Source organism: Bacillus nitratireducens (assembly GCF_001884135.1).
GTDB classification, from domain to species: Bacteria; Bacillota; Bacilli; order Bacillales; family Bacillaceae_G; genus Bacillus_A; species Bacillus_A nitratireducens.
In genome coordinates, this window is the sequence record NZ_MAOC01000086.1 from 77204 (window position 1) to 100179 (window position 22976).

Genomic DNA, 22976 nt, shown 5'->3' on the forward strand with positions numbered 1-22976 from the left:
TTAAAGGGATAACATTTGAAATGTTTGTTGGTATTGATCAAGAGGAGTTTTTATATGAACAAATACAGGAGCTTGATTTATGAAGAAAGAGAAGCTTTAAAAGTATTTATATTATTATTCTATATTATATTCTTTTCATATGACATTATCTATTATTTCGTTTATCCCGCTATGAATATTAATGAAGCAAGGATAGGGTGGCCAGAAGGTGGTATGGGAATAGGCGTATATATATTAGTAATATCCTTATTTCCTATTTCGATATACTTTCAAAAACAAGGCTATGTATATTTTGTAAAATATTTATTTTTAATTGGGTACATGCTTATTGACCTTATTAATAACTTAATGATTTATTTACACAGTGATCGTGTTTTTGAAAATGGAAATATGGTTGAAATATTTTTAATTTTATTTGCACCGATTTTCGTGAATAGAAAATATTTTTATTTTGTTTCCTGTAGTGTAATTGGAAAATATGTATTTTTCACGCTGTTATTGCAAGATATAAAAGTTGTGATTCCGCTTGTTTTATGTGTATTCTTTTGTATTATTTCACATTCTCTGTTAAAACGTTTCCAGTCTTATGTAAGAACAGTTGTTGAGATGATGAGCAATATGAAAGAGACCGAAAATTTAGCTGTTATTGGGACTATGTCTACAACAATTGCTCATGAAATTCGAAACCCATTAACAGCTTTAAAAGGATTTACACAAATTCAAAAGGAAAGAAATCTTGAAGATACGATGAGTTATGAGATTATGCTGCAAGAAATTGAGAGAATTAATGAGTTTGTTAGTGAATTGATGTTATTAGGAAAACCGAAACCAACAAATTATGAATGGTGTAATATACGGGAAATCCTTTTATATGTTGTACAGTTAATGGAAAGTTATGCGACTCAATATAAAGTGAAATTTCATTTGCAAGTAGATGGAAATTTACCCGTTATAAATGGTGATGATAAACAATTAAAACAAGTGTTATTAAACATTATCAAAAATGGAATAGAATCGATGCCAAAGGGTGGGGATATTCAGATTCGTGCATATAAAAAAGCTGGAGAGAATTTGTGTATTTCTATTGAAGATCAAGGTTTTGGGATAGAAAATGAGAAAATAGAAAAGATCGGAAAAGCTTTTTATACAACAAAAGAGAATGGTACAGGCCTTGGACTAATGATTACATATAAAATTATTGAAGAACATCAAGGGAGTATCGCGATTCAAAGTAGTGTGGGCGTAGGAACGAAAGTGGAAATTTATTTACCAACAGTGTAGTACATTAGACGAAATTATTTTTCAGAAAAGTGTTCTTGTTGTGTAAATATAAACATTTTATAAAATGTTTCAAGAAGGGTTTTTTTTATAAAACACTTCGTTTATAATGGAGGAAAATATCGACATAGAGCTTTTAGCTCGTGTAACGGTTTGGTAGTGTTATGAAAAGAAAAGAAGGGGTGCACGCGCATCCTTTTTTCTATGCAGATATGATGAAAGGGGTGGTATGATGGAATTAACATTAAATTCAACTGTATGTTTACACACAATTCAATTTCGAAAAGAGCAAAAGAATTATATTGTAAAAGATACGATTACAGGAGAGACATATGAAATGCCGCCACTTTGGATTGATGCACTAGCAATGATGCGTGACGGCTTTTTATTGGGAGAAATAGAGGAGAAATTAAAAGAAGAGTATCCGGCCGAAGACGTAAATATGGTAGCATTTACGAGGCAATTGTTAGAGCTAGAACTTGTCGAAATGGTGGATGGAGAAGAGATAGCTTGTACAAAGAAGAGAGATAAAGATTATTTAGCTTGGTTACGCCCAAGAGTGGAACAATTCTTTTTAAACTTAAATAAAAAATATAAAAGCAAAGGTCAAAAATGATCTTTGCTTTTTTTGTAGGCCGTGTTTAAAAAATAACAGCAAATGCTCTTGCGAAAGCGCCGTCACTATCTTTAATTTTTAAAGGTGCTGCCGAGAAAAAGAAACGTTTCGCTTTAATAGCATCTAGATTTGTTAAGTTTTCAATTAAGTAAATGTTATTCCCTAGTAATATGTGATGAATCGGCGATGTTTCTGTCGTTACCTCATCAGGAGAAATAAAATCTAAACCAACTGATTTTACTTTTAATTGAACCAGTTCTTCAGCTAATTCTTCGGAAAGATAAAACGCTTCTTTCTCATAAGCGGCTGTATTCCACTTATTAGATAGATTGGAATGGAAAATGACAATATCATCTTCTTTTATATCGGTATTATGCAATACTTCCTTAGGTAACTTTCTCTCTTGAATATGAGTTACATCGATAAGAACGGCCTCACCTACAAATTGCTTTAGGGGTAATTGATCGATAGTGGTTGCACCTGAAATGAAATGCGCAGGGGCATCGCAATGTGTACCTACATGAACGACAGAATGAAAATCTGTAACTTGATAGCCCGTCTCTTCAACGTTTGTAATTGCTTCTAGTTGGATTTTTGGTGTTCCAGGAAATTGAGACATATTGTTTTCAAATGTTTGTGATAGGTCGATTACTTTCATTTTGAATACCTCCAATATATATTTTAAAATATAAAAAACTCATCTTTCATAATCAAGAAAGATGAGCTTTGCACACAATGGTTAAGTTTTATCTTGCAAAATGCATTGCATTTTGCAGGAATTAGCACCTATTCAGTTTGTATAAACTGAGGTTGCTGGGCTTCAAAGGGCCGGTCCCTCTGCCTCTCTTGATAAAGAAATATTTAGTTTTAATATTTTGATTTTTTAATATTTAAATTGTAATTCATTTCCTTTTTCAGTGCAATACAAAATAGGTATTCACCCAAATAAAGTTGCTCGCATATTGTAGCTTATGTAAATAGAATGCTGCGAAGGAGTGAGTGCAGTGACAGGTAATGTATTGAATTATTATGCCGGTGGAAATACAGCTAGAGGATTTCATAATTTATACGAAGAGAATTTAAAAGAGCTAGACAGGTTGTTTATTTTAAAGGGTGGTCCAGGAACTGGGAAATCTTCTTTAATAAAGGCAATAGGTCGTGAATGGGCTGAAAAGGGATATGATATTGAACTTTTGCATTGTTCTTCTGATAATAAGTCAGTTGATGGAGTGATTATCCCAAAATTAAAAGTAGGAATTGTTGATGGAACATCACCGCATGTTATTGAGCCCAAAATGCCAGGGGTTGTGGAAGAGTATATTAATTTAGGAGTTGCTTGGGACTCAGATAAATTAAGAAAGCAGAAGTTAGAAATTGAACGATTTGTATCAGAAGCGAGCAAGGCTTTCCAATCTGCTTACGGATGTTTTAAAGAGGCATTAGTTATACACGATGAGTGGGAGAAAATATATATTAATAATATTGATTTTAACAAAGCAAATGAACTAACAGATCAGTTGATTCAGAAATTATTTACAGATAAAAAGGGGAAACAATCGATTGTGAAACATCGGTTTTTAGGAGCTGCTACACCGAAAGGAGCAGTTGATTTCGTTCCTAATTTAACAGAAGGATTACCACATCGTTATTTTATAAAAGGACGCCCTGGCTCAGGAAAATCAACAATGCTCAAAAAGTTAGCGCAGGCAGCAGAAGAAAAAGGGTTTGAAGTTGAAGTATATCATTGCGGATTTGATCCAAATAGTCTTGATATGGTTATTGTAAGAGAATTAGGATTTGCAATTTTTGATAGTACCGCACCACATGAATATTTTCCGAGTCGCGTGGGTGATGAGATTATAGATATGTATGCTCTTATTGTTACACCGGGGACGGATGAAAAATATGCTAAAGAAATTCGTGACGTTTCCATTCAATATAAGGCAAAAATGAATGAGGCGATGTCTTTCTTGGCAAAAGCGAAATCAGTTCGTGATAAATTAGAACGAATTTATATTGCTGCAATGGATTTTTCAAAAGTGGATGCATATAAAGAGGAAATTCAAAAAGAGTTTGAACGAATTACCGCTACTGTAATTGAAAAGAGAAAGTAGGCTTTATTGAACTGTCAGAAAATTTCTGGCAGTTATTTTAGTATGTAGTAAAATTAGTAATATATTTGTCGAATTTCCAAGGAAATAATCAAAAAATGGGGATGGTATGAAATGAGAGGGAGAATTGAATTAGAGCTAGAAAGAATTGAACAAGAGAATGATGTGAAAATTTTATTTGCAGTGGAATCAGGGAGTCGTGCTTGGGGATTTCCATCGAAAGATAGTGATTATGATGTTAGGTTTGTTTATATACATCCAGTAGAATGGTATTTATCAATTCATGATAAACGAGATGTAATTGAATATCCGATTAGTAATGATTTAGATATAAGTGGCTGGGATATTAAAAAGGCTTTGCAGCTATTCGCAAAGTCAAATCCAGCTTTACTTGAGTGGATTCGATCACCAATTTTTTATTCGAAAAACTCTAATTTTCCAGAGCAACTTCAACAAATGAGTGAAAAGAATTTCGATCCAAAAGCAACGATATATCATTACTTACATATGGCGTCGAAAAATTATCGTGAATTTTTGCAAGGTGAGAATGTAAAGTTGAAAAAGTACTTTTATGTATTACGTCCTATTTTAGCTTGTAAATGGTTAGAAGAGAAAGGGACATTGCCCCCAGTAGAATTTGACCGGTTAATTACGGAACTATCAGTAGAGCGTAATGTATTGAATGAAATTGAAAAGCTACTAATAAAGAAAAGGGCAGGTACTGAATTAGATATTGGATTGAAAATTAATGTGTTGAATCAATTTTTAGAGGAACAAATTAATTATTATCAACAATATGTGAAAGGAATTAAAAAGGGATTGGGGATCGATATTGAGAGTTTGAATACACTATTTCGAGATATGCTGTTTGAAGTATATGAAAAAGAGCACAAGTGAGTTTGTGCTCTTTTTTATTTTGTAGGAGTAAAGAAAACCGATATAGCTGCGATAAGACCCGCAAATGAGGATAAATGAAAAATTTCATGCCAAGTTATATTGCATTGTCTATTCGTTATCGACTCGTTTTAATGGTTGATCTGCAGGACCTTCAATAACGTCGCCCTCAATTGAAAAACGGGAACCATGGCAAGGGCAATCCCACGTACAATCACCGTTATTCCATTCAACTTCACAGCCAAGGTGCGTACAAGTGGTATCGACGATATGTAATTTTCCTTCTGTATCTTTATAAGCACCTGCTCGTTTACCGTTGACATGTACAACAGAGCCCTCGCCAACTTCAAGATCTTCTGGTTTACGTAATGCGGTTTCAATTTTCCCTTCAATTAAATGTTTAGCAACATCAATGTTCTGAGAGAGAAATGTTTTTATATCTGGGTTTGCATGAAAGCGTGATGGTGCAAACAGCTCTTTATATGGGCTGTGAATTTTTAGAATGGAGTCCTTCAGTAAATGAGCTGCAGCAGTTCCTGTTGTCATGCCCCATTTGCGATATCCAGTTGCAACAAATATATTTGGATTCCTTTCGTTAATATGTCCGATATAAGGGAGCTTGTCTAGAGTAATTAAATCTTGCGCTGACCATCTATAGGGAACTTCATCTACTCCAAAAGTTGCTTCAGCAAAAGAATAGAGTGCTTCATAATGAAGCATCGTATTTATTCCCTGTCCCGTTTTATGGCTCTCTCCGCCAATTAATATCAACTTTTCTCCATTGCTTGTCATATAACGTAAGGAGCGTTTTGGATCATCGATGCTTAAATACATGCCGCCCGGATAATCCGTTTTTGCTTTTATTGCGAGAGCATAGGAGCGTTCTGCATACATCCGCGTAAAGAAAAAGCTATTAGCATCATAAAAGGGAAAATGTGAACAAGAGACAATATATTTACAAGTGATGCGATGGTCACCCTTTGTAATTACTTGTGGATAATCTCCTTTTTCCACATCAATAGCTGTTGTTTGTTCATAAACCTTTCCGCCCATCTCCACAAACTTTTCTAAAAGTGTTTTTAAATAAAGAAGGGGGTGGAATTGCGCTTGATTTTTCATCACAAGTGCAGATTGTACGGGAATAGGAATCGGCAGGGATTGAACATATTCACAAGGAATATTTAATTTTTGATAGGCTTCATATTCTTTCGTTAAATTTCGCAGGCCATTATCGGTAGTTGTATATAAATACGAATCTTCATTTGTGAAATTACAGTCGATTTTATATGTTTGCACAGTGTCACTTATGAATTGTAGAGCATGATTATTTGATTCATAGTAAAGCTTGGCCTTTTCAACACCGAAATGATTTATTAATTCGTCGTAAATAAGATCATGTTGTGCTGTTACTTTTGCGGTTGTATGCCCAGTTGTTCCATTTAAAACAGAGCCGGAATCAATTAAAACGACTCTCATTCCTTCTTTAGCGAGTAAATAGGCGGTGGTAATGCCTGTAATGCCAGCGCCGATAACAGCAACTTCTGTCTTTATATTTTCGGATAGATGAGGAAAAGTAGGCAATTGAGTAGATTCAATCCAATAGGATGATGGTAACTGCGGAAATGTGTCATCTGTCATTTTGGAAACCTCCTGAATTAGAACAATTTTCCTTTTAATATTTCCATATTATATGGAATTCATGTATGTTGTTTTCGTAGCATTCTATTCTTATTAAACGAAAGATAAAATTATTTTAATATAATTATTTTATTAGGGGCAGTATGAAGAAGTAGGATTTATATAAAGCTCAATTCAAATGATTCGATTTGTTGATTATATAGAGAGTTCTTGAATAGGATAGAGTCTATGGTGTGTAAGTGGATGTGTATATATAGCGGATAAAGCCTTATGAAATCTATGTTTTTTCTTTAGTGAAATAAAGTATAATTATAAAAATATAACCAACTTTTATTACTAGGTCATAAAAGTTGTTGACAATATAGAAATTCTATTGTTATGATTCATCATGTGGAAAGGTTGATAGAGAGTAAAAAGAGAAATGTTTTTCATTGATAATAAAAGCGAAAAATAAGTGACGATAGAGTGAGTATATTTTCCTTATAATAGATGCTTTTTGGATCACCTAGTAAAATCAATCTGGAAGCAAGAATTAATATATGCAAGTTGCGCAGGGCGCGGCATAAGAAAGGGGCAAAAGGATGAAGGAGCTTCATACGTTTGGGTGGTATGCAGCACGTGTATCACCACATTTGCCGAAAAAAGCATTTAAACCAGTTCCTACTCGTTTATTTGGTGGACTGGCTTATTTGCTTGTGGCATTGGCGGGGTTAATATCGATTGGTGTATTTGAATTGAATGTGTGGGCGAATCTAGGAATTGCGATTGTTCTCGGATTATGTTTTGCTTCACTTGGGTTTTTAGGACATGAAATTTTACATGGAACTGTTGTAAGAAAGGCATGGCTTCGTGATTTCTTAGGCGCGATTGCATTTATGCCATTATCAACAGGCCCTAAACTTTGGAGAAAGTGGCATAATGCAACGCATCATGTTCATACGCAGCATGAAGAGAATGATCCAGATGCATGGCCGACACTTGAGAAGCTAAAAAAGAGTAAGTTTCTGAGTTGGGTATATCGTATGCCTCTTCATGTACGTTCATTCTTTAGTTTTCTGTCATTAACAATTCAATTTACATTGCATTCGACTCGAATGTTCTTTCATTTTATAAAAGAATTTAAGTCATCCAATCAAAAATCTGTATGGCTTCAACTTCTTTTGCCTTGGACAGTTTGGATTAGTTTATTGTTTATTATGGGACCTGGAAAATGGTTATTTGCATATGTGATTCCGTTGTTAATTGCTAACTTCATTGTAATGGCATATATCGCAACAAATCACCGCTTAAATCCAATTGTTCCAGTAAATGATCCGTTAGCAAACTGTTTATCAGTAACAGTGCCGCGCTGGGTAGACGTTTTACATTTCAATTTCTCATATCATACGGAACATCATCTGTTTCCTGCTATGAGCTCTAAATACTATCCGTTAGTAAAAGATAAAATTAAAGAAATGTGGCCGGAACGCTATCATGAGATGCCAATGACCAAAGCTTTGGCAGCGCTATGGAATACACCACGTGTGTATTATCAAGGAAGTGAATTAGTTGATCCGCATAGGGAGCATTTCTATGGTTCTTTAGGAAATGGACTAGACCCTCATAATATTTCATATCGTGAGGATCATATAGAGGAAAAAGAGAGTATTAAAAAAGTAAATCAATAATAGATATATTTTACGATGAAAAAGCAAGCTCTTTTAGAGCTTGCTTTTTGTTATAAAGAAACTTCTTTTTTGTTCTTTGCCTTGACTTGTATAGAGTTAGTTTCTTTTCGTTGTAGTCGTTTTTCTAAAAGATTAACAAGGTAAGTGAATAGAAGAACAAGTGCGAGATAATATACACCAACGATTATATATGTATCTAATTGTTGGAAGTTACCTGCGGCAATGGATAAACCTGATCCCCATAATTCGGACATTCCTACATAAGCAACGAGTGAAGAATCTTTTAATCCAATGATGAATTGGTTCCCTAGAGGAGGAAGCGATAGGCGAAATGCTTGTGGTAATATAATACGGCGCATCGCTAAAGGATAAGGCATACCTAAAGAGCGAGCGGCTTCTAATTGTCCTCGGTCAACGGATTGAATTGATCCTCGGAAAATTTCAGTAATATATGCACCGTTATGAATTGCTAAAGCAATTGCGCCTGCCCAAAAAGGGGTAAAAACAACAACGGATGTAATCCCAAAATAGAGAATGGCAATTTGAACAATTAAAGGTGTACCACGAATAATGGCGATATATACATGAGCAATACTATTTAAAACTTTATTGTTAGAGATTCGAAAGAAAGCGACTAGTAATCCAATTAGTGAACCGAGTAATAGGGATGTTAGTGTTAATTGTAATGTGACTATAGTAGCCTTTAAGAGTGTGGGGTAGGTAGAGATAAAAATTTCAAACATATGTGTCACCTCATATTGTATGGATTTTAGTAGTGAATAAAATGCCCCACATACAAAGTGGGGCATGATTTATGAAATCTCTAAATGGCCAACTTACTTTGTTTTTACCTCGTCTCCAAGAATATTACGCCCAAACCATTTCTTACTAATTTTTTCATACGTACCGTCTTTAATGATTTCATCTAGCGCTTTATTTACCTTTTCGACCATGTCTTTATTGTCTTTATGAATAGCAATTCCCATTTCATCAAGGTTTAATGGTTTTCCAGCTTCTTTTATATTGGATTTACCTTCTTTAATCATACGAAGACCAACCATTTGATCAGTAATAACTGCGTCTACACGTCCTGGTTCTAAGTCCATAAGTGCAGTAATATCACTATCATATTCTGTAATTTGATCTGTATGTTTTGCAACAAGAGTTTTAAAGGTACTTGCTTTTACAACACCTATTTTTTTACCTTTCAAGTCCTCTGGAGAAGAGATAGATGTATTCTTTTTAGCTACAAAAATTTGTGCACCAGAGCGATAATATGGATTTGAGAAATTCACGGCTTTTAATCGCTCTTCTGTAATAGCCATACTTCCTAATATCACATCATATTTTTTTGATTGTAGACCTTGAATTAACGTTTCCCAAGGATTTGTAACGGGAACAGGTTTCATTCCCATCTTTTTCGCGAGAGCTTCACCTATTTCTACATCAAAACCGACAAGCTTTCCGTCATTTTCTTTATAATTAAAAGGTTTGTATAAACCACTCATCGCATAACGAAATTCTTTTTCACCATTAGATGAGGTAGTAGTGCTTTCCTTGCTACAGGCTCCTAGTATGAAGGATGTACACAGTGTAATACTCGCAACAATAGTTAATAGTTTTCTTTTCATAAAACCCCTCCTATATATTGATCATACGGATGGTTTTAAGTATGTTATCGAGATATTTTATTTGGATGATTAGTTGTGCACCGTATGACTGTATTTCTTTTCGTTTGAAACAGAAGTTACATTATAAAACGTTGCGTAAAAATTGCTTGGCCCGTTCATGTGATGGAGCTGAAAAGAATTGCGCGGGAGGAGCTTCCTCTACAATCTTCCCGTCATCCATAAAGATGACGCGGTCAGCTACATCTCTTGCGAAATTCATTTCATGAGTAACAATAACCATTGTCATTCCTTCTTCAGCAAGTTCTTTCATAACTTGCAACACTTCTCCAACAAGTTCAGGGTCTAAAGCTGAGGTAGGTTCATCAAATAGCATAATTTTAGGATTCATGGCAAGAGCTCGTGCAATCGCAATTCGTTGTTTTTGACCACCGGAAAGGAGGTGGGGAGTTACATCTGCCTTATCTTGTAGGCCAACTTTTTGTAGGAGTTGGTTTCCAATTTCCCTTGCATTTGCTGTCTCTAATTTTTTTACGTGAATAGGTGCTTCTGTGATGTTTTCTAGTGAGGTCATATGAGGAAAGAGGTTAAAGTGCTGAAAAACCATACCGACATTTTCACGGACTTTGTTTAAATTTGAATGCTTTGGATCAATTCGTTCACCTTGTAAATGAATTTCACCTTCATCGTACATTTCTAAAAAGTTAAGACAGCGAAGTAATGTACTTTTGCCGGAACCACTGGCACCGATTAAAACAACAACTTCTTTTTCTTTTACTTCTAAATCAATTCCTTTTAAAACATCAAGTGAACCGAATGATTTTACTAGATTTCGAACTTGAATCATACAAAACCCCCAGTCAAAAATATATTTTACAAATGTTGCCCCTTATTTCTGTAATTAGTCATAAATTGTCAGAATCCTTTATTTTTTTGGCGAGATTTGATATTCAAGGAAATTATGATTTTTAAAATCTCAATACCTTTCTATATCGAAAATATGGATGACAATATATAGATAGCACTTATATTGCTTATAAGAAGGGGAAAGAAGAGATGGAAAAAGAAAGGAAAACATTTTCCTTTGGTTTACGTATACGACCTATGCTATTTACGACAGCTTTAGCTTTAATTACATATTCAACAAGTTTATTTTTAATTTACGTTATATATGATTATTTTCAAAGTTATGTAAGTCAAACTGTTTATAATATTATCGTTATGTTATTAGGTGTAGTATGGTCTGGAATTTTAGCATATGGAGCAGCAATTTTTTTAATTAAAACACTTCGGAAGTTGGAAGAAGCTGCAAGGAAAGCGGCGGAGGGTGATATTCGGGAAGATGTCCCATTGCCAAAGACGGATGATGAAATTAAGTCTTTAAGTGCTGCATTTAATAGGATGCTAGGAAATTTAAGAGGTAGGGTAAAAAATATTGATACTACATTTTTGTATGCCAATAATCAAGTTCAGAAAATTAGAAAACAAACAGGTGAAGCGACAAAACAAGCACAAGGTGTGTCTGAAACTCTTGCGGAGATTTCTTCCGATGCCGAGCAATCAGCAGCATCGATTCAAGCGATCGTTTCTACTGTTGATACAACGACTTCTATTGCAAATGAAGGAAAAGCAAAACAGTCTGAAGAGTTGTCTTCAGAAATGGTTCAAGCTTTAGGACAAAGTACACGTGTATTTACTTCTTTAATTCAAGGTATTCAAACATTGGCGAGAGAAAATGAAGATTCGATGGAAAATGTACAGAAATTAGAAGAGCGAATGAAACAAGTTGAACACATTGTTTCTGTTGTGAGTGAGATTGCTACCCAAACAAATTTATTAGCACTCAACGCTTCTATTGAGGCAGCTCGTGCAGGAGAGCATGGAAGAGGCTTTGCGGTTGTAGCAGAAGAAGTACGTAAATTGGCTGATGAAAGTGATCATTCCGCAAAAAACATATCGCAGTTATTGCGGAATATGCAAGATGAAGTACAGCAAGTCGCATTGAAAATGACAGAGCAGGTGAAGAAAGCTAAAGAAGAGGCGAAACGCGGAGAAGCTACAGAATTAATTTTAAAAGAAATGTCATCAAGTGTTATGGAAGTAGCCGATGCAACCAAGAAAATTAGTAGTTATATGAATGAACAAGTGAGTCACATTCATCAAACAGGAGCACAAACAAAGGCTGTAGCAGCAATTGCGGATGAAACGTCAGCTGGTTCACAAGAAGTGGCACGTGTGACATTACAACAGTCTAAAAATATGATAGCAATCGATCAATTATTAAAAGACTTAGAGAATCAATCAGCGGATTTAAAGCAAACAATTGAACGGTTTTCAATGTAAAAGAGAAGAACAGAATGCTGTTCTTCTCTTTTTTTTAGCTAGATTTAATATCTAACGTTAAAAAGTATAAACTATGAACGTTTCCGCAACATTCTTTTCTGTCCCTTTCGGATGAAAATTATAGCGAGCTATAATATTAAAAGGGGTGTCTTTTATGAAAAAAGAAAAAAGACAACGATTAATTAAACAATTTGTAAAGGAGTATGAAATAGAGAAGCAAGAAAGATTAGTAGAATTGTTAGCAAAAAAAGATGTATTAGTAACACAAGCTACAGTTTCTCGAGATATTCGTGAGTTAAACTTAACGAAGGTACCTTCTCAAGAAGGATTAATGATATATAAATTTTTCTCAGAAGAGCATTTACAAACTGATATAAAGTTAAAGAAAAAATTACGAGAGGTTGTTGTAAAAATTGATTGTGTAGATCAATTAATGGTTATTAAAACATTACCCGGTAATGCACATGTTATTGGTGTTTTGTTTGATGAGTTAGATTGGAAAGAAAAAATAGGATGTATATGTGGAAATGATACATGCCTTATAATTTCTCAGTCGAAATCAGATAGGGAGATTTTAGAAGAAAGGTTAAATTTAATTATTTAGATGCAAAATCCTGTTTTTAATAAAAATTAAAAACAGGATTTTTGTGTAAATACGGAAGTTAAATATTCAACATATATGCGTAATACATGTATTTTTTTATTGAAAAAGCGGGATGGAGTGTTATAAAAATACAAATTCATATGATTTTAAAAAAATAACTTGTTTAATATTTCACAATGATAATGTGGATGTTTTCACAAAGGTGAAAGCGCGTAGCATTTATTATGTACTTGTAAGACATCAAACATATTTAAAAGGAGGTACAACAAATGAAGCATCCGATACATGTTACTTCAGAAATTGGGGAATTACAAACGGTGTTATTAAAACGACCTGGTAAAGAAGTGGAAAACTTAACGCCAGATTATTTACAACAATTATTATTTGACGATATTCCATACTTACCAATTATTCAAAAAGAGCATGATTATTTTGCACAAACATTACGCAATCGGGGTGTTGAAGTTCTTTATTTAGAAAAACTAGCTGCTGAGGCATTAGTAGATAAAAAACTTCGAGAAGAATTTGTTGATCGTATTTTAGAAGAAGGACAGGCTGACGTAAATGTTGCACATCAAACTTTAAAAGAATATTTACTTTCCTTTTCAAATGAAGAATTAATTCAAAAAATTATGGGTGGTGTACGGAAAAACGAAATTGAAACAAGTAAGAAGACACATTTATACGAATTAATGGAAGATCATTATCCGTTTTACTTAGACCCAATGCCTAATTTATATTTTACTCGTGATCCAGCAGCTAGCGTGGGCGATGGCTTAACGATAAATAAGATGAGAGAACCGGCGCGTAGACGTGAATCATTATTCATGGAGTACATCATTAAATATCATCCAAGATTTGCAAATCACAATGTGCCAGTTTGGCTAGATCGTGATTATAAGTTTCCAATTGAAGGTGGCGATGAGCTAATTTTAAATGAAGAAACAATTGCAATTGGGGTGTCTGCCCGTACGTCAGCTAAAGCAATTGAACGTTTAGCTAAAAACCTTTTTAGCCGACAAAATAAAATTAAGAAAGTGTTAGCAATAGAAATTCCAAAATGCCGAGCATTTATGCATTTAGATACAGTGTTTACAATGGTTGATTATGACAAGTTTACAATTCACCCAGCCATTCAAGGGCCAAAAGGAAATATGAATATTTATATTTTAGAAAAAGGTCCAGATGTGGAAACTCTTAAAATTACACATCGTACTTCTTTAATGGAAGCATTAAAAGAGGTATTAGGTTTAAGTGAATTAGTTCTTATTCCTTGTGGAGGAGGAGATGCAATTGCTTCCGCTCGTGAACAATGGAATGACGGTTCTAATACATTAGCAATTGCGCCAGGTGTAGTTGTTACATATGATCGCAACTATGTATCCAATACTTTATTACGGGAACATGGTATAGAAGTCATTGAGGTGCTAAGTTCGGAATTATCTCGTGGTCGTGGGGGTCCACGTTGCATGAGTATGCCAATTGTTCGTAAAGATATTTAGTATAAATAACGGAGAAAGTAGGGATGAAGTATGTTAATGACTAGACCAAATTTAAAAGGAAGAAGTTTTCTAGCTGAAAAAGATTTTACACAAGAAGAATTATTATATTTTCTAGATTTAGCAGCAGAATTAAAAGAGAAAAAGAAAAACGGTGTCCCACATCATTATTTAGAAGGTAAAAATGTAGCGCTATTATTTGAAAAAACCTCTACTCGTACGCGATGTGCATTTACAGTAGCATGTACAGATTTGGGGGCGAACCCTGAATATTTAGGGAAAGGTGATATTCAGCTTGGGAAAAAAGAATCCGTAGAGGATACAGCAAAAGTGTTAGGACGCATGTTTGACGGAATTGAGTTTCGTGGATTTAATCATGAAACTGTAGAATCTTTAGCACAAAATTCTGGTGTGCCGGTTTGGAATGGATTAACAGATATGTGGCATCCAACACAAACACTGGCAGATTTATTAACAATTAGAGAACATGTAGGGAAATTAAAAAATGTGAAGCTCGTTTACGTTGGAGATGGACGAAATAATGTTGCTAATAGCTTACTAGTTGGTGGAGCGATCGTTGGAATGGATGTACGTATTTGTACACCTGAATCTTTATGGCCAGAGCAAGAAGTAATTGATTTAGCAAAAAAATATAATGAACAGGTAATGATAACAAGTAATGTGGAAGAAGCTGTTGCGAATGCAGATGTAATTTATACAGATGTATGGGTGTCTATGGGTGAGGAAGAAAAATTTGCTGAACGTGTCGAGTTATTGAAACCTTATCAAGTAAATATGAAAATGATTAAAGAAACAGGAAATGAAAATGTGATTTTCTTACATTGTTTACCCGCATTCCATGATGTTGAAACGATGTATGGTGAGGAAGTTTATGAGAAATATGGGTTGAGGGAAATGGAGGTAACTGACGAAGTATTCCGCAGTAAACATTCAAAAGTATTTGATCAGGCTGAAAATAGAATGCATACAATTAAAGCGGTTATGGCAGCTACTTTAGGAAACATGGAGTAAAGAAGAAAGGGAGTCTTCCTTTCTTCTTTCTCCTCCTTTAGACACTATCATTCACTATGGCTTTCGTATTGTTATTGCAATTAAAGAGAGGTGAGTGGAATGGATGAAGATAAGAAATTAGGGTTGTTTACATTAACGGCGCTTGTAGTGGGGTCTATGATTGGCGGTGGAGCATTTAATTTAGCAAGTGATATGGCAAAAGGTGCTGGTGCTGGAGCCATTATTATTGGTTGGGTTATAACAGGAATTGGGATGATCGCGCTTGGATTATCTTTTCAAAATCTAACTGTAAAACGGCCAGATTTAGATGGCGGTATTTTTAGCTATGCAAAAGCAGGATTTGGTAATTTTATGGGGTTTAATAGTGCGTGGGGATATTGGCTATCTGCCTGGCTTGGTAATGTAGCTTACGGTACATTATTGTTTTCTTCATTAGGGTATTTCTTCCCAATCTTTGAAGGCGGTCAAAATGTAGCATCCATTATTGGTGCAAGCGTATTATTATGGTGTGTTCACATGTTAATTTTACGTGGAGTTCAATCAGCAGCACTTGTGAATTTAGTAACTACAATCGCAAAATTAGTACCTGTATTTGTATTTATTGTTATAGGAATCTTCGCGTTTCATATTGATACGTTTCTAGATGGATTTTGGGGGCAAACTGGTTCTTTTTCATGGGGAGCGGTTGGCAGCCAAGTTAAAAGTACAATGCTTGTAACTTTATGGGTGTTTATTGGGGTAGAAGGGGCTGTTGTTTTATCTAGTCGAGCAAAAAATAGAAGTGATGTAGGGAAAGCAACGGTTATTGGCTTAATTGGTACACTCATCATTTACATTTTAATTACATTACTGTCTCTTGGACTTATGCAGCAAGCAGATATTGCTAATTTGAAAAATCCGTCTATGGCTTATTTATTTGAAAGTGTTGTTGGAAAATGGGGGGCTATCTTTATTAATTTAGGTTTAGTCATCTCTGTATTAGGTGCTTGGTTAGGCTGGACTTTACTCGCATCTGAAATTCCATATTTGGCAGCTAAAGACGGAGTGTTTCCAAAATGGTTTGCAAAAGAAAATAAAAATAAGGCCCCAATAAATTCATTATGGATAACAAATGGCTTAATTCAAATGTTCTTATTAACATTCGTCGTTTCCGATCAGGCGTATAACTTTGCATTCTCTTTAGCATCTTCAGCTATTTTAATCCCATATGCTTTTTCAGCATTTTATCAACTGAAGCATAGCTTAAAGTCTGAAGAAGTGGATCGAAATAAAAATATAATAATTGGTTTGATAGCAAGTATTTATGGTGTGTGGTTAGTTTATGCAGCTGGTTTAGAGTATTTATTATTAACAATGACTTTATATGCGCCAGGTATTTTTATTTTTTACAATGTTCAAAAGCAAAAGAGTTCGAAGCAAATATTTACTCGAGTGGAATTAGCATCATCGGTAGCAATTGGTGCTTTAGCATTCTTTGCGATTTATGGATTAATTACAGGCAGTATTACTTTATAAAGCGCTGTGAAAGCGAAATTAACCGGAGGGCTGAAATATGGCACGAAGAAAAATTGTAGTTGCACTAGGGGGAAATGCGATACAGTCTGGAAAAGCTACTGCAGGGGCACAGCAAGAAGCATTAGAAAAAACAGCGGAACAACTTGTGAAAATAATGGAAAATGATGTAGATATAGTAATTGCGCACGGAAATGGCCCGCAAGTGGGGAATATTTTATTACAGCAAAAAGCTGCAGAAACGGAAAAGACACCTGCAATGCCATTAGATACTTGTGGTGCAATGAGCCAAGGGATGATTGGATATTGGATGGAAAATGCGATTGAAAAGGCATTGAAAAAACGGAATATAAAAAAAGACGTAGCAACGGTTATAACACGCGTTGTCGTGGATGAAAAAGATGAGGCATTTAAAAATCCAACTAAACCAATTGGTCCTTTTTATACGGAAGAGGAAGCAAGAAGATTAATGGAAGAAACAAAAGCAGTGTTTAAAGAGGATGCTGGCAGAGGGTGGAGACGTGTTGTTCCATCACCGAAGCCTGTAAGTATTCATGAGCATAAAGTAATTAATTCTTTAGTTGAGGATGGAAATATAGTGATAGCTGTTGGTGGTGGTGGAATTCCAGTAATTGATTCCGAAGAAGGGTTAAAAGGAACTGAAGCGGTTATCGATAAAGATTTTGCTGCGCAGAAATTAGCTGAATTAGTAGATGCTGATACGCTCGTAATTTTAACTGCAGTTGATCATGTGTATGTAGATTATAATCAACTGAATCAAAAGAAATTAGAGCATGTCACAGTGAATCAATTAGAAGAATACATTGAGGAAAAACAATTTGCTGCGGGAAGTATGCTTCCAAAAATTGAAGCTGCTATTAATTTTGTTAATACAAATCCAAAAAGAAAAACAATTATTACGTCTTTAGAAAAAGTATATGAAGCACTAGAAGAAAAAGCTGGTACTATTATTTCTAAACAGAATGTATGCATGTATGTTTAAATAACTGTGTGCGCTATTTATTAGTAAAAAAAGAATGAAGTTAGTAACTTCATTCTTTTTATTTATTAATATTTTTTGTACTCATTGTTCATAAAGTTTTCATGATGAAATCTTAATATATAAGTTAATTATGATAAAATTTAATTTGAATACGCTTTCTTGATTTTTCGCTCCAACATACAGCAAGAGAGAGGGAATTTTATGAATAGACGGAACGTAGTTAAAGACTTAAAACAATTTGAATTATTTGCTCATTTAACAGAAAAGAAATTGAAAGGTTTGGCGGAGTTTGTCTATTGGCGAACTTATAAAAAGGGTCAATTTTTATTTTTAGAAGGGGATTCAAGAGAAAGAATTTACTTCATGTTAGATGGTTTTGTAAAGTTAGAGCGGGTAAATCAAAGTGGAAATTTATTATATGATGACTATGTAAAGCGGTATTCTATTTTTCCTTATGGTGGTATGTTTACAGACAGAGGATATAACTATACGGCAGAAGCGATGACAGATGTAGAGGTATATTATATTCCGACAGTAATTTTCGAAGATATGGTGAAATCTAGTAGGACGCAATTAATGTACGTTGTTCAGCAATTATCATCAATATTAAAACTAAACGAAAATCGAGTGCAAAATATTACAATTCCTAATGCACAAGATCGAGTCATTCAAACATTAAATTATTTAATGCAAGATTTAGGAGAACAGAGTGGCGAAACGATTGTAATTTCATGCCCACTTACAACAATTGAAATATCAAAAATATCTGGGACGTCCCGAGAGACGGTTAGCGGCGTATTAAAACAATTAAAAAACGATAGTATTGTTACAATTCTGGATAAAAAAATTACAATACATAATCCAACATATTTTGAGGAGATCTCTATGTGAAAATTGCATATTGATTTTCTAATTCATATTGTATATTAATAAGGTTCTTTATATATTTATAAGGAACTTTTTTACGTTATCCTCTATAAAATGATTGTATATTATGGTAATAATAGCTAAAATCGATAATAAAAAAGCAAAGGGAAGGAGAGAAGGAATGGTTCGAATTGAGTATGATCGATTAGTAGCTATTTGTTACAGTATAGGGGTTTTGTTATTATTAAAAATTCCAAACGATAATGAATTAATTGGGGAAAAACTATTCAATTTCTATAAGGTCCCGGTATATACATATATTTATATGGGTTATAAAGTTTCAAATATATTAATTGTTTCTTTCGTACTACATATAATCGCATTTATATTATTTGTAAAATGGCTAGTGAAAAAGAAATCTAGTACATTTAGAACAATGAATAAGGTAAAGGTAGTAGGCATTAGTATTTTGATTTTAATGATGCCGTTTATTTTAAATAACATCCTCCATACATTGAATAAAACATGGTACTACGCAGGAAAAACAGGAGTAGAGGCGATAGAATATAAAAAAGAAGATAGCCAGTGTAGAATGGAGAAAAATGGAGAGGGTATCGAACAAAAATGCATTGTGACTTTAAAAAATTATCGTAATCATTCACAGGCATTAAAAGTTGTTTTATATGATAATGCAAACGAGAATTCAAAAGGTTATCCAGTACCGAAACCAGTCTATTTACAAAAACATGAGACAAAACAATTCGAATTTCAAATTCCTGTTGCTTATAATAGCGGTATTGAAAAAGATAAAGTACCAAATATTAAATTACATTCATTGCATAAAAATGATGAGAAACACAATTAATCCGTAATTGAAAGTTTATGAGTAGGAGCAATAATTTGAAAAGATATAGAAAATCAACTTGAATCATCCAACATGCTGTGAGGTAACGGCATATTGGATGATTTTTTATTTTATCCCCTTTTTTACGTATGAAAGGGTGGGATACTTTGTTGAAAGCGAAAAACATTACAAGGGTCATATGTTGTCTTCACTTTACGTAATCTTTGAAAGTTAGGGCCATAATAACTAGTTTGCCAATTTTTAATGTCGATATCGGGCCAATTGACATAGTCACCTAGTGTATAAGGATCTAAGCTTTCTCGTAAATCTTTAACCCAGTGTATATTGCGATTTTCTTCATCATCGCATTTCCAAGAGGTAATGTATTCTTGCGCAATAATTGCTTTACGATGGAAATAAGCTGTTTCAGTAGGGGGGATATTTTCAACAGCACCTACAAGCGATTGGTGCCAAATACTCGCATCTTTATTTGGAGCATGAGAAAGAAAATGTTGCATGATTTGAATTCCTTTAAGGGAAATAGGTTTATATACGTAGGAACCGGAGCGCTTGAAGTTTTCAGGGATGTTACCACTGTTAAAAAATTCAACAGCCTTTATATAAGGAACTTCATCTATAAAGAGAGAGGGGGTACCAGTTTCAAGAAGAGGAGATAATAAGGAATGGAGTTCAGAGGGAGAGCCAACAAACTCACCTCGTGCTTCAATTTTATTTCGTTGCTTTGCGAATAATTCAATTGATGAAGTGAGACGTTCGTCTATATAAGGCGCCCAGTTTTGCCAAGCTTGAAATGCAGCGATAAAATCTTCCCATTCCCATGTAATTGAGAAGATTGATACATTTTTTATAGGATGTACTCGAAAAGTTAAAGAAGTAACAATTCCGAAGTTTCCACCACCACCACCGCGGCACGCCCAAAACAAGTTAGGGTTTTTTTGTTCGTTTGCACGAATGATTTTTGCGCCAAATTTACCGCACGCTTGTACCATTTCAACTTCTACTAATTGATCACATGTTAATCCAAATAAGCGTGAAAGCATACCGATACCACCGCCAAGTGTTAATCCAACGATTCCAACACTTGCACTTGTACCAGCCGGTATTGTAACACCATAATTCCAAAGCTCTTTATAAACAGTGCCAAGATTTGCACCAGCTTCAATTGTTGCTGTTAATTTATCTGTATTAACAGTAATGCGATGCATTTCACTCACATCAATAATAAGTCCTCTATTTAAAAGAGAAAAGTTTTCATAGCTATGACGTCCGCCTCTTAAGCGAAATGGTATATGACGTTCACGAGCCCATTTTAATGCGTTACACACATCATTTTTATTTTGGCAAAAAACAATAATACAAGGGAGTTTTGGAATACTTAAATTTAAATTCATTCGGGCCACGTCATAGTCAGGATCTGAAGGTACGACGATACGACCGGTTAATTTTGTATGTTTCAATTTATAGCTCCTTCCTAAAATAATTCAGGCTTTTTATTAATATATGAAAAAGGTCTGTAATACGCGTGGACAAGGAGAGGAGAAGAATGAGATTTGCCTTGGCGAGAAATAAATAAAGCATAAGAATAAGGAATCTACATAGAGTTCAATGAAAACAGTTGCAAACTATTCATATTTTGTTATGATAGTGTTACGAAAACGTTTGCATAAAATTCCGATGGGATGCAAAAGGAGAGAATTAGTATGAATAAGACATGGTGGAAAGAAGCAGTTGCTTATCAAATTTATCCACGAAGCTTTATGGATTCAAATGGTGATGGTATTGGAGATTTACAAGGTATTATTGCAAAGCTGGATTATTTAAAAGATTTAGGTATAGATGTAATTTGGATTTGTCCAATGTATAAGTCGCCTAATGATGATAATGGTTATGATATTAGTGATTATCAAGATATTATGGATGAGTTTGGTACAATGGCAGATTTTGATGCTTTACTAGATGAAGTTCATAAGCGTGACATGAAGCTTATTATTGATTTAGTTATTAATCATACGAGTGATGAACATCCATGGTTTATTGAATCTCGTTCATCTAAAGACAATCCGAAGCGTGATTGGTACATTTGGCATGATGGTAAAGATGGTGCGGAACCAAACAACTGGGAAAGTATTTTTAATGGTTCGGCATGGGAGTATGATGAAGTAACAGAACAATATTATTTACATTTATTCTCACGTAAACAACCAGATTTAAACTGGGAGAATAAAGAAGTTCGTGAAGTGTTATACGATACAGTTAATTGGTGGCTTGATAAAGGGATTGATGGTTTCCGTGTTGATGCAATTAGCCATATTAAAAAAGAAGATGGCTTCAAGGATATGCCAAATCCAAAAGAATTAAAATATGTACCATCTTTTGATAAACATATGAATGTGGACGGTATTCAACCTTTATTAGAAGAGTTAAAAGAAAACACATTCTCTAAGTACGATATTATGACTGTTGGTGAAGCAAATGGCGTTAAGATTGAAGATGCTGAGCTTTGGGTTGGAGAAGAACAAGGTAAGTTCAATATGGTATTCCAGTTTGAACATTTAAGCTTATGGGATGCAGAAAAGAAGAAAGACCTTGATGTTATAGGATTGAAAAAAGTATTAACGAAATGGCAAAAAGGATTAGAAAATAAAGGATGGAACGCTTTATACATCGAGAATCACGATAAGCCACGTATCGTTTCAACGTGGGGAGATGATAAACAATATTGGCGTGAAAGTGCAACAGCTCTAGGAGCGATGTATTTCTTTATGCACGGTACACCGTTTATTTATCAAGGACAAGAAATTGGTATGACAAATGTTCAGTTACCAAATATTGAAGATTACGATGATGTAGCAATTAAAAATTTATATCGAGAGAAAATTGCAGAAGGCGTATCACATCAAGATATGATGGAAATTATATGGGCTTCTTGCCGTGATAATTCACGTACACCTATGCAGTGGAACGATGAGATGAATGCTGGTTTCACAACAAGTGCACCTTGGTTTGGCATGAATCCAAATTACAAAGAAATTAATGTTGAAAAGCAAAAAAATGACGAAAAGTCTATTTTCAATTTCTATAAGAAAATGATTGCCTTGAAAAAAGAGCACGATGTATTGAATTATGGTACGTACGATTTACTTTTAGAGGACGATCCACAAATTTATGCGTATACACGTACGTTACAGGATGAAAAAGTCATTGTAATTAGTAATATCTCAAAAGAGGAAGCTGTGTATAATGAGGGTTCATTTGCACTAGAATGCAAACGTTTGCTTTTAAATAACTATGAAGTTGCGGAAAATGAACAAGTAACTTCAATCACGTTAAAACCTTATGAAACAAGGGTTTATCGCATTTCATAATAAAAAAGGATGCTCTTAGAGCATCTTTTTTTATGAAAAAAAATAAATTTCTAT

20 protein-coding genes and 1 riboswitch are annotated in these 22976 nt (G+C 34.3%); of the genes, 14 read left to right on the forward strand and 6 right to left on the reverse strand.

The window, feature by feature from the left end:
- Positions 1-54: 54 nt before the first annotated feature.
- Together BAU23_RS23795 and BAU23_RS23800 are read left to right on the forward strand one after the other, a co-directional pair.
- Positions 55-1281, forward strand: coding sequence for an ATP-binding protein (locus tag BAU23_RS23795; protein WP_001046393.1), 1227 nt, complete (start codon positions 55-57; stop codon positions 1279-1281).
- Between the two features lie 229 nt (positions 1282-1510).
- Positions 1511-1894, forward strand: a complete 384-nt coding sequence (locus tag BAU23_RS23800) for a hypothetical protein (protein WP_000424118.1) — start codon at positions 1511-1513, stop codon at positions 1892-1894.
- 25 nt (positions 1895-1919) lie between these two features.
- Here the strand turns inward: BAU23_RS23800 and BAU23_RS23805 are convergent, their stop codons facing one another.
- Positions 1920-2552 carry a cyclase family protein gene (locus BAU23_RS23805; RefSeq protein ID WP_071735259.1) on the reverse strand — a complete coding sequence of 211 codons (633 nt, stop codon included), beginning with the start codon at positions 2550-2552 and terminating at the stop codon, positions 1920-1922.
- Positions 2553-2637: 85 nt separating this feature from the next.
- A riboswitch (SAM riboswitch) is annotated at positions 2638-2750 on the reverse strand.
- A 148-nt stretch (positions 2751-2898) separates the two neighbouring features.
- On the opposite strand from BAU23_RS23805, the gene BAU23_RS23810 reads away from it, so the two are divergent.
- Both BAU23_RS23810 and BAU23_RS23815 read left to right on the forward strand, forming a co-directional pair.
- Complete coding sequence (locus tag BAU23_RS23810; RefSeq protein WP_071735261.1) at positions 2899-4008, forward strand: PRK06851 family protein; 1110 nt, start codon at positions 2899-2901, stop codon at positions 4006-4008.
- Positions 4009-4119: 111 nt separating this feature from the next.
- Entirely contained in the window at positions 4120-4902 is a 783-nt protein-coding gene (locus BAU23_RS23815; RefSeq protein WP_001214901.1) for a nucleotidyltransferase domain-containing protein, read from the forward strand.
- 108 nt (positions 4903-5010) lie between these two features.
- On the opposite strand, the gene BAU23_RS23820 is transcribed toward BAU23_RS23815, so the two are convergent.
- The gene (locus BAU23_RS23820; RefSeq protein WP_016128268.1) at positions 5011-6537 is read right to left on the reverse strand and encodes an FAD-dependent oxidoreductase; all 1527 of its coding nucleotides are present in this window, start codon (positions 6535-6537) and stop codon (positions 5011-5013) included.
- Positions 6538-7118: 581 nt separating this feature from the next.
- Between BAU23_RS23820 and desB the strand changes: the two genes are divergently transcribed.
- Positions 7119-8204 carry a Delta(10) desaturase DesB gene (gene desB / locus BAU23_RS23825; RefSeq protein WP_000661218.1) on the forward strand — a complete coding sequence of 362 codons (1086 nt, stop codon included), beginning with the start codon at positions 7119-7121 and terminating at the stop codon, positions 8202-8204.
- A gap of 50 nt (positions 8205-8254) precedes the next feature.
- Here the strand turns inward: desB and BAU23_RS23830 are convergent, their stop codons facing one another.
- From BAU23_RS23830 to BAU23_RS23840, 3 genes are all read right to left on the reverse strand, one after another.
- Positions 8255-8947 carry an amino acid ABC transporter permease gene (locus BAU23_RS23830; protein ID WP_000461545.1) on the reverse strand — a complete coding sequence of 231 codons (693 nt, stop codon included), beginning with the start codon at positions 8945-8947 and terminating at the stop codon, positions 8255-8257.
- A 93-nt stretch (positions 8948-9040) separates the two neighbouring features.
- A complete protein-coding gene (locus BAU23_RS23835) occupies positions 9041-9835 on the reverse strand; it encodes an ABC transporter substrate-binding protein (protein ID WP_071735263.1) in 795 nt (264 codons plus the stop codon).
- A gap of 121 nt (positions 9836-9956) precedes the next feature.
- The gene (locus tag BAU23_RS23840) at positions 9957-10679 is read right to left on the reverse strand and encodes an amino acid ABC transporter ATP-binding protein (protein WP_000616933.1); all 723 of its coding nucleotides are present in this window, start codon (positions 10677-10679) and stop codon (positions 9957-9959) included.
- A 209-nt stretch (positions 10680-10888) separates the two neighbouring features.
- On the opposite strand from BAU23_RS23840, the gene BAU23_RS23845 reads away from it, so the two are divergent.
- The 8 genes from BAU23_RS23845 (at position 10889) to BAU23_RS23880 (ending at position 19557) form a co-directional block, all read left to right on the forward strand.
- Positions 10889-12175: a methyl-accepting chemotaxis protein gene (locus BAU23_RS23845; RefSeq protein WP_071735265.1), complete on the forward strand. Its 1287-nt coding sequence runs from the start codon at positions 10889-10891 to the stop codon at positions 12173-12175.
- A 154-nt stretch (positions 12176-12329) separates the two neighbouring features.
- On the forward strand, positions 12330-12779 hold the full coding sequence (gene argR, locus BAU23_RS23850) for an arginine repressor (RefSeq protein WP_000711835.1): 450 nt from the start codon (positions 12330-12332) through the stop codon (positions 12777-12779).
- Between the two features lie 269 nt (positions 12780-13048).
- A complete protein-coding gene (gene arcA, locus BAU23_RS23855; RefSeq protein ID WP_000682327.1) occupies positions 13049-14281 on the forward strand; it encodes an arginine deiminase in 1233 nt (410 codons plus the stop codon).
- A 30-nt stretch (positions 14282-14311) separates the two neighbouring features.
- Entirely contained in the window at positions 14312-15310 is a 999-nt protein-coding gene (gene argF / locus BAU23_RS23860; RefSeq protein ID WP_000930304.1) for an ornithine carbamoyltransferase, read from the forward strand.
- Positions 15311-15409: 99 nt separating this feature from the next.
- A complete protein-coding gene (arcD, locus tag BAU23_RS23865; protein WP_000343045.1) occupies positions 15410-16825 on the forward strand; it encodes an arginine-ornithine antiporter in 1416 nt (471 codons plus the stop codon).
- A gap of 37 nt (positions 16826-16862) precedes the next feature.
- A complete protein-coding gene (gene arcC, locus BAU23_RS23870) occupies positions 16863-17825 on the forward strand; it encodes a carbamate kinase (RefSeq protein WP_000113955.1) in 963 nt (320 codons plus the stop codon).
- A gap of 201 nt (positions 17826-18026) precedes the next feature.
- Positions 18027-18716 (forward strand): Crp/Fnr family transcriptional regulator, encoded by a 690-nt coding sequence (locus BAU23_RS23875; RefSeq protein ID WP_001081901.1) that lies wholly within the window; start codon positions 18027-18029, stop codon positions 18714-18716.
- A 157-nt stretch (positions 18717-18873) separates the two neighbouring features.
- Complete coding sequence (locus tag BAU23_RS23880) at positions 18874-19557, forward strand: hypothetical protein (protein ID WP_000251623.1); 684 nt, start codon at positions 18874-18876, stop codon at positions 19555-19557.
- Positions 19558-19679: 122 nt separating this feature from the next.
- On the opposite strand, the gene BAU23_RS23885 is transcribed toward BAU23_RS23880, so the two are convergent.
- Entirely contained in the window at positions 19680-21014 is a 1335-nt protein-coding gene (locus tag BAU23_RS23885; protein WP_000683266.1) for an FAD-binding oxidoreductase, read from the reverse strand.
- Positions 21015-21257: 243 nt separating this feature from the next.
- Between BAU23_RS23885 and BAU23_RS23890 the strand changes: the two genes are divergently transcribed.
- The gene (locus BAU23_RS23890) at positions 21258-22922 is read left to right on the forward strand and encodes a glycoside hydrolase family 13 protein (protein WP_071735267.1); all 1665 of its coding nucleotides are present in this window, start codon (positions 21258-21260) and stop codon (positions 22920-22922) included.
- Positions 22923-22976: the final 54 nt, after the last annotated feature.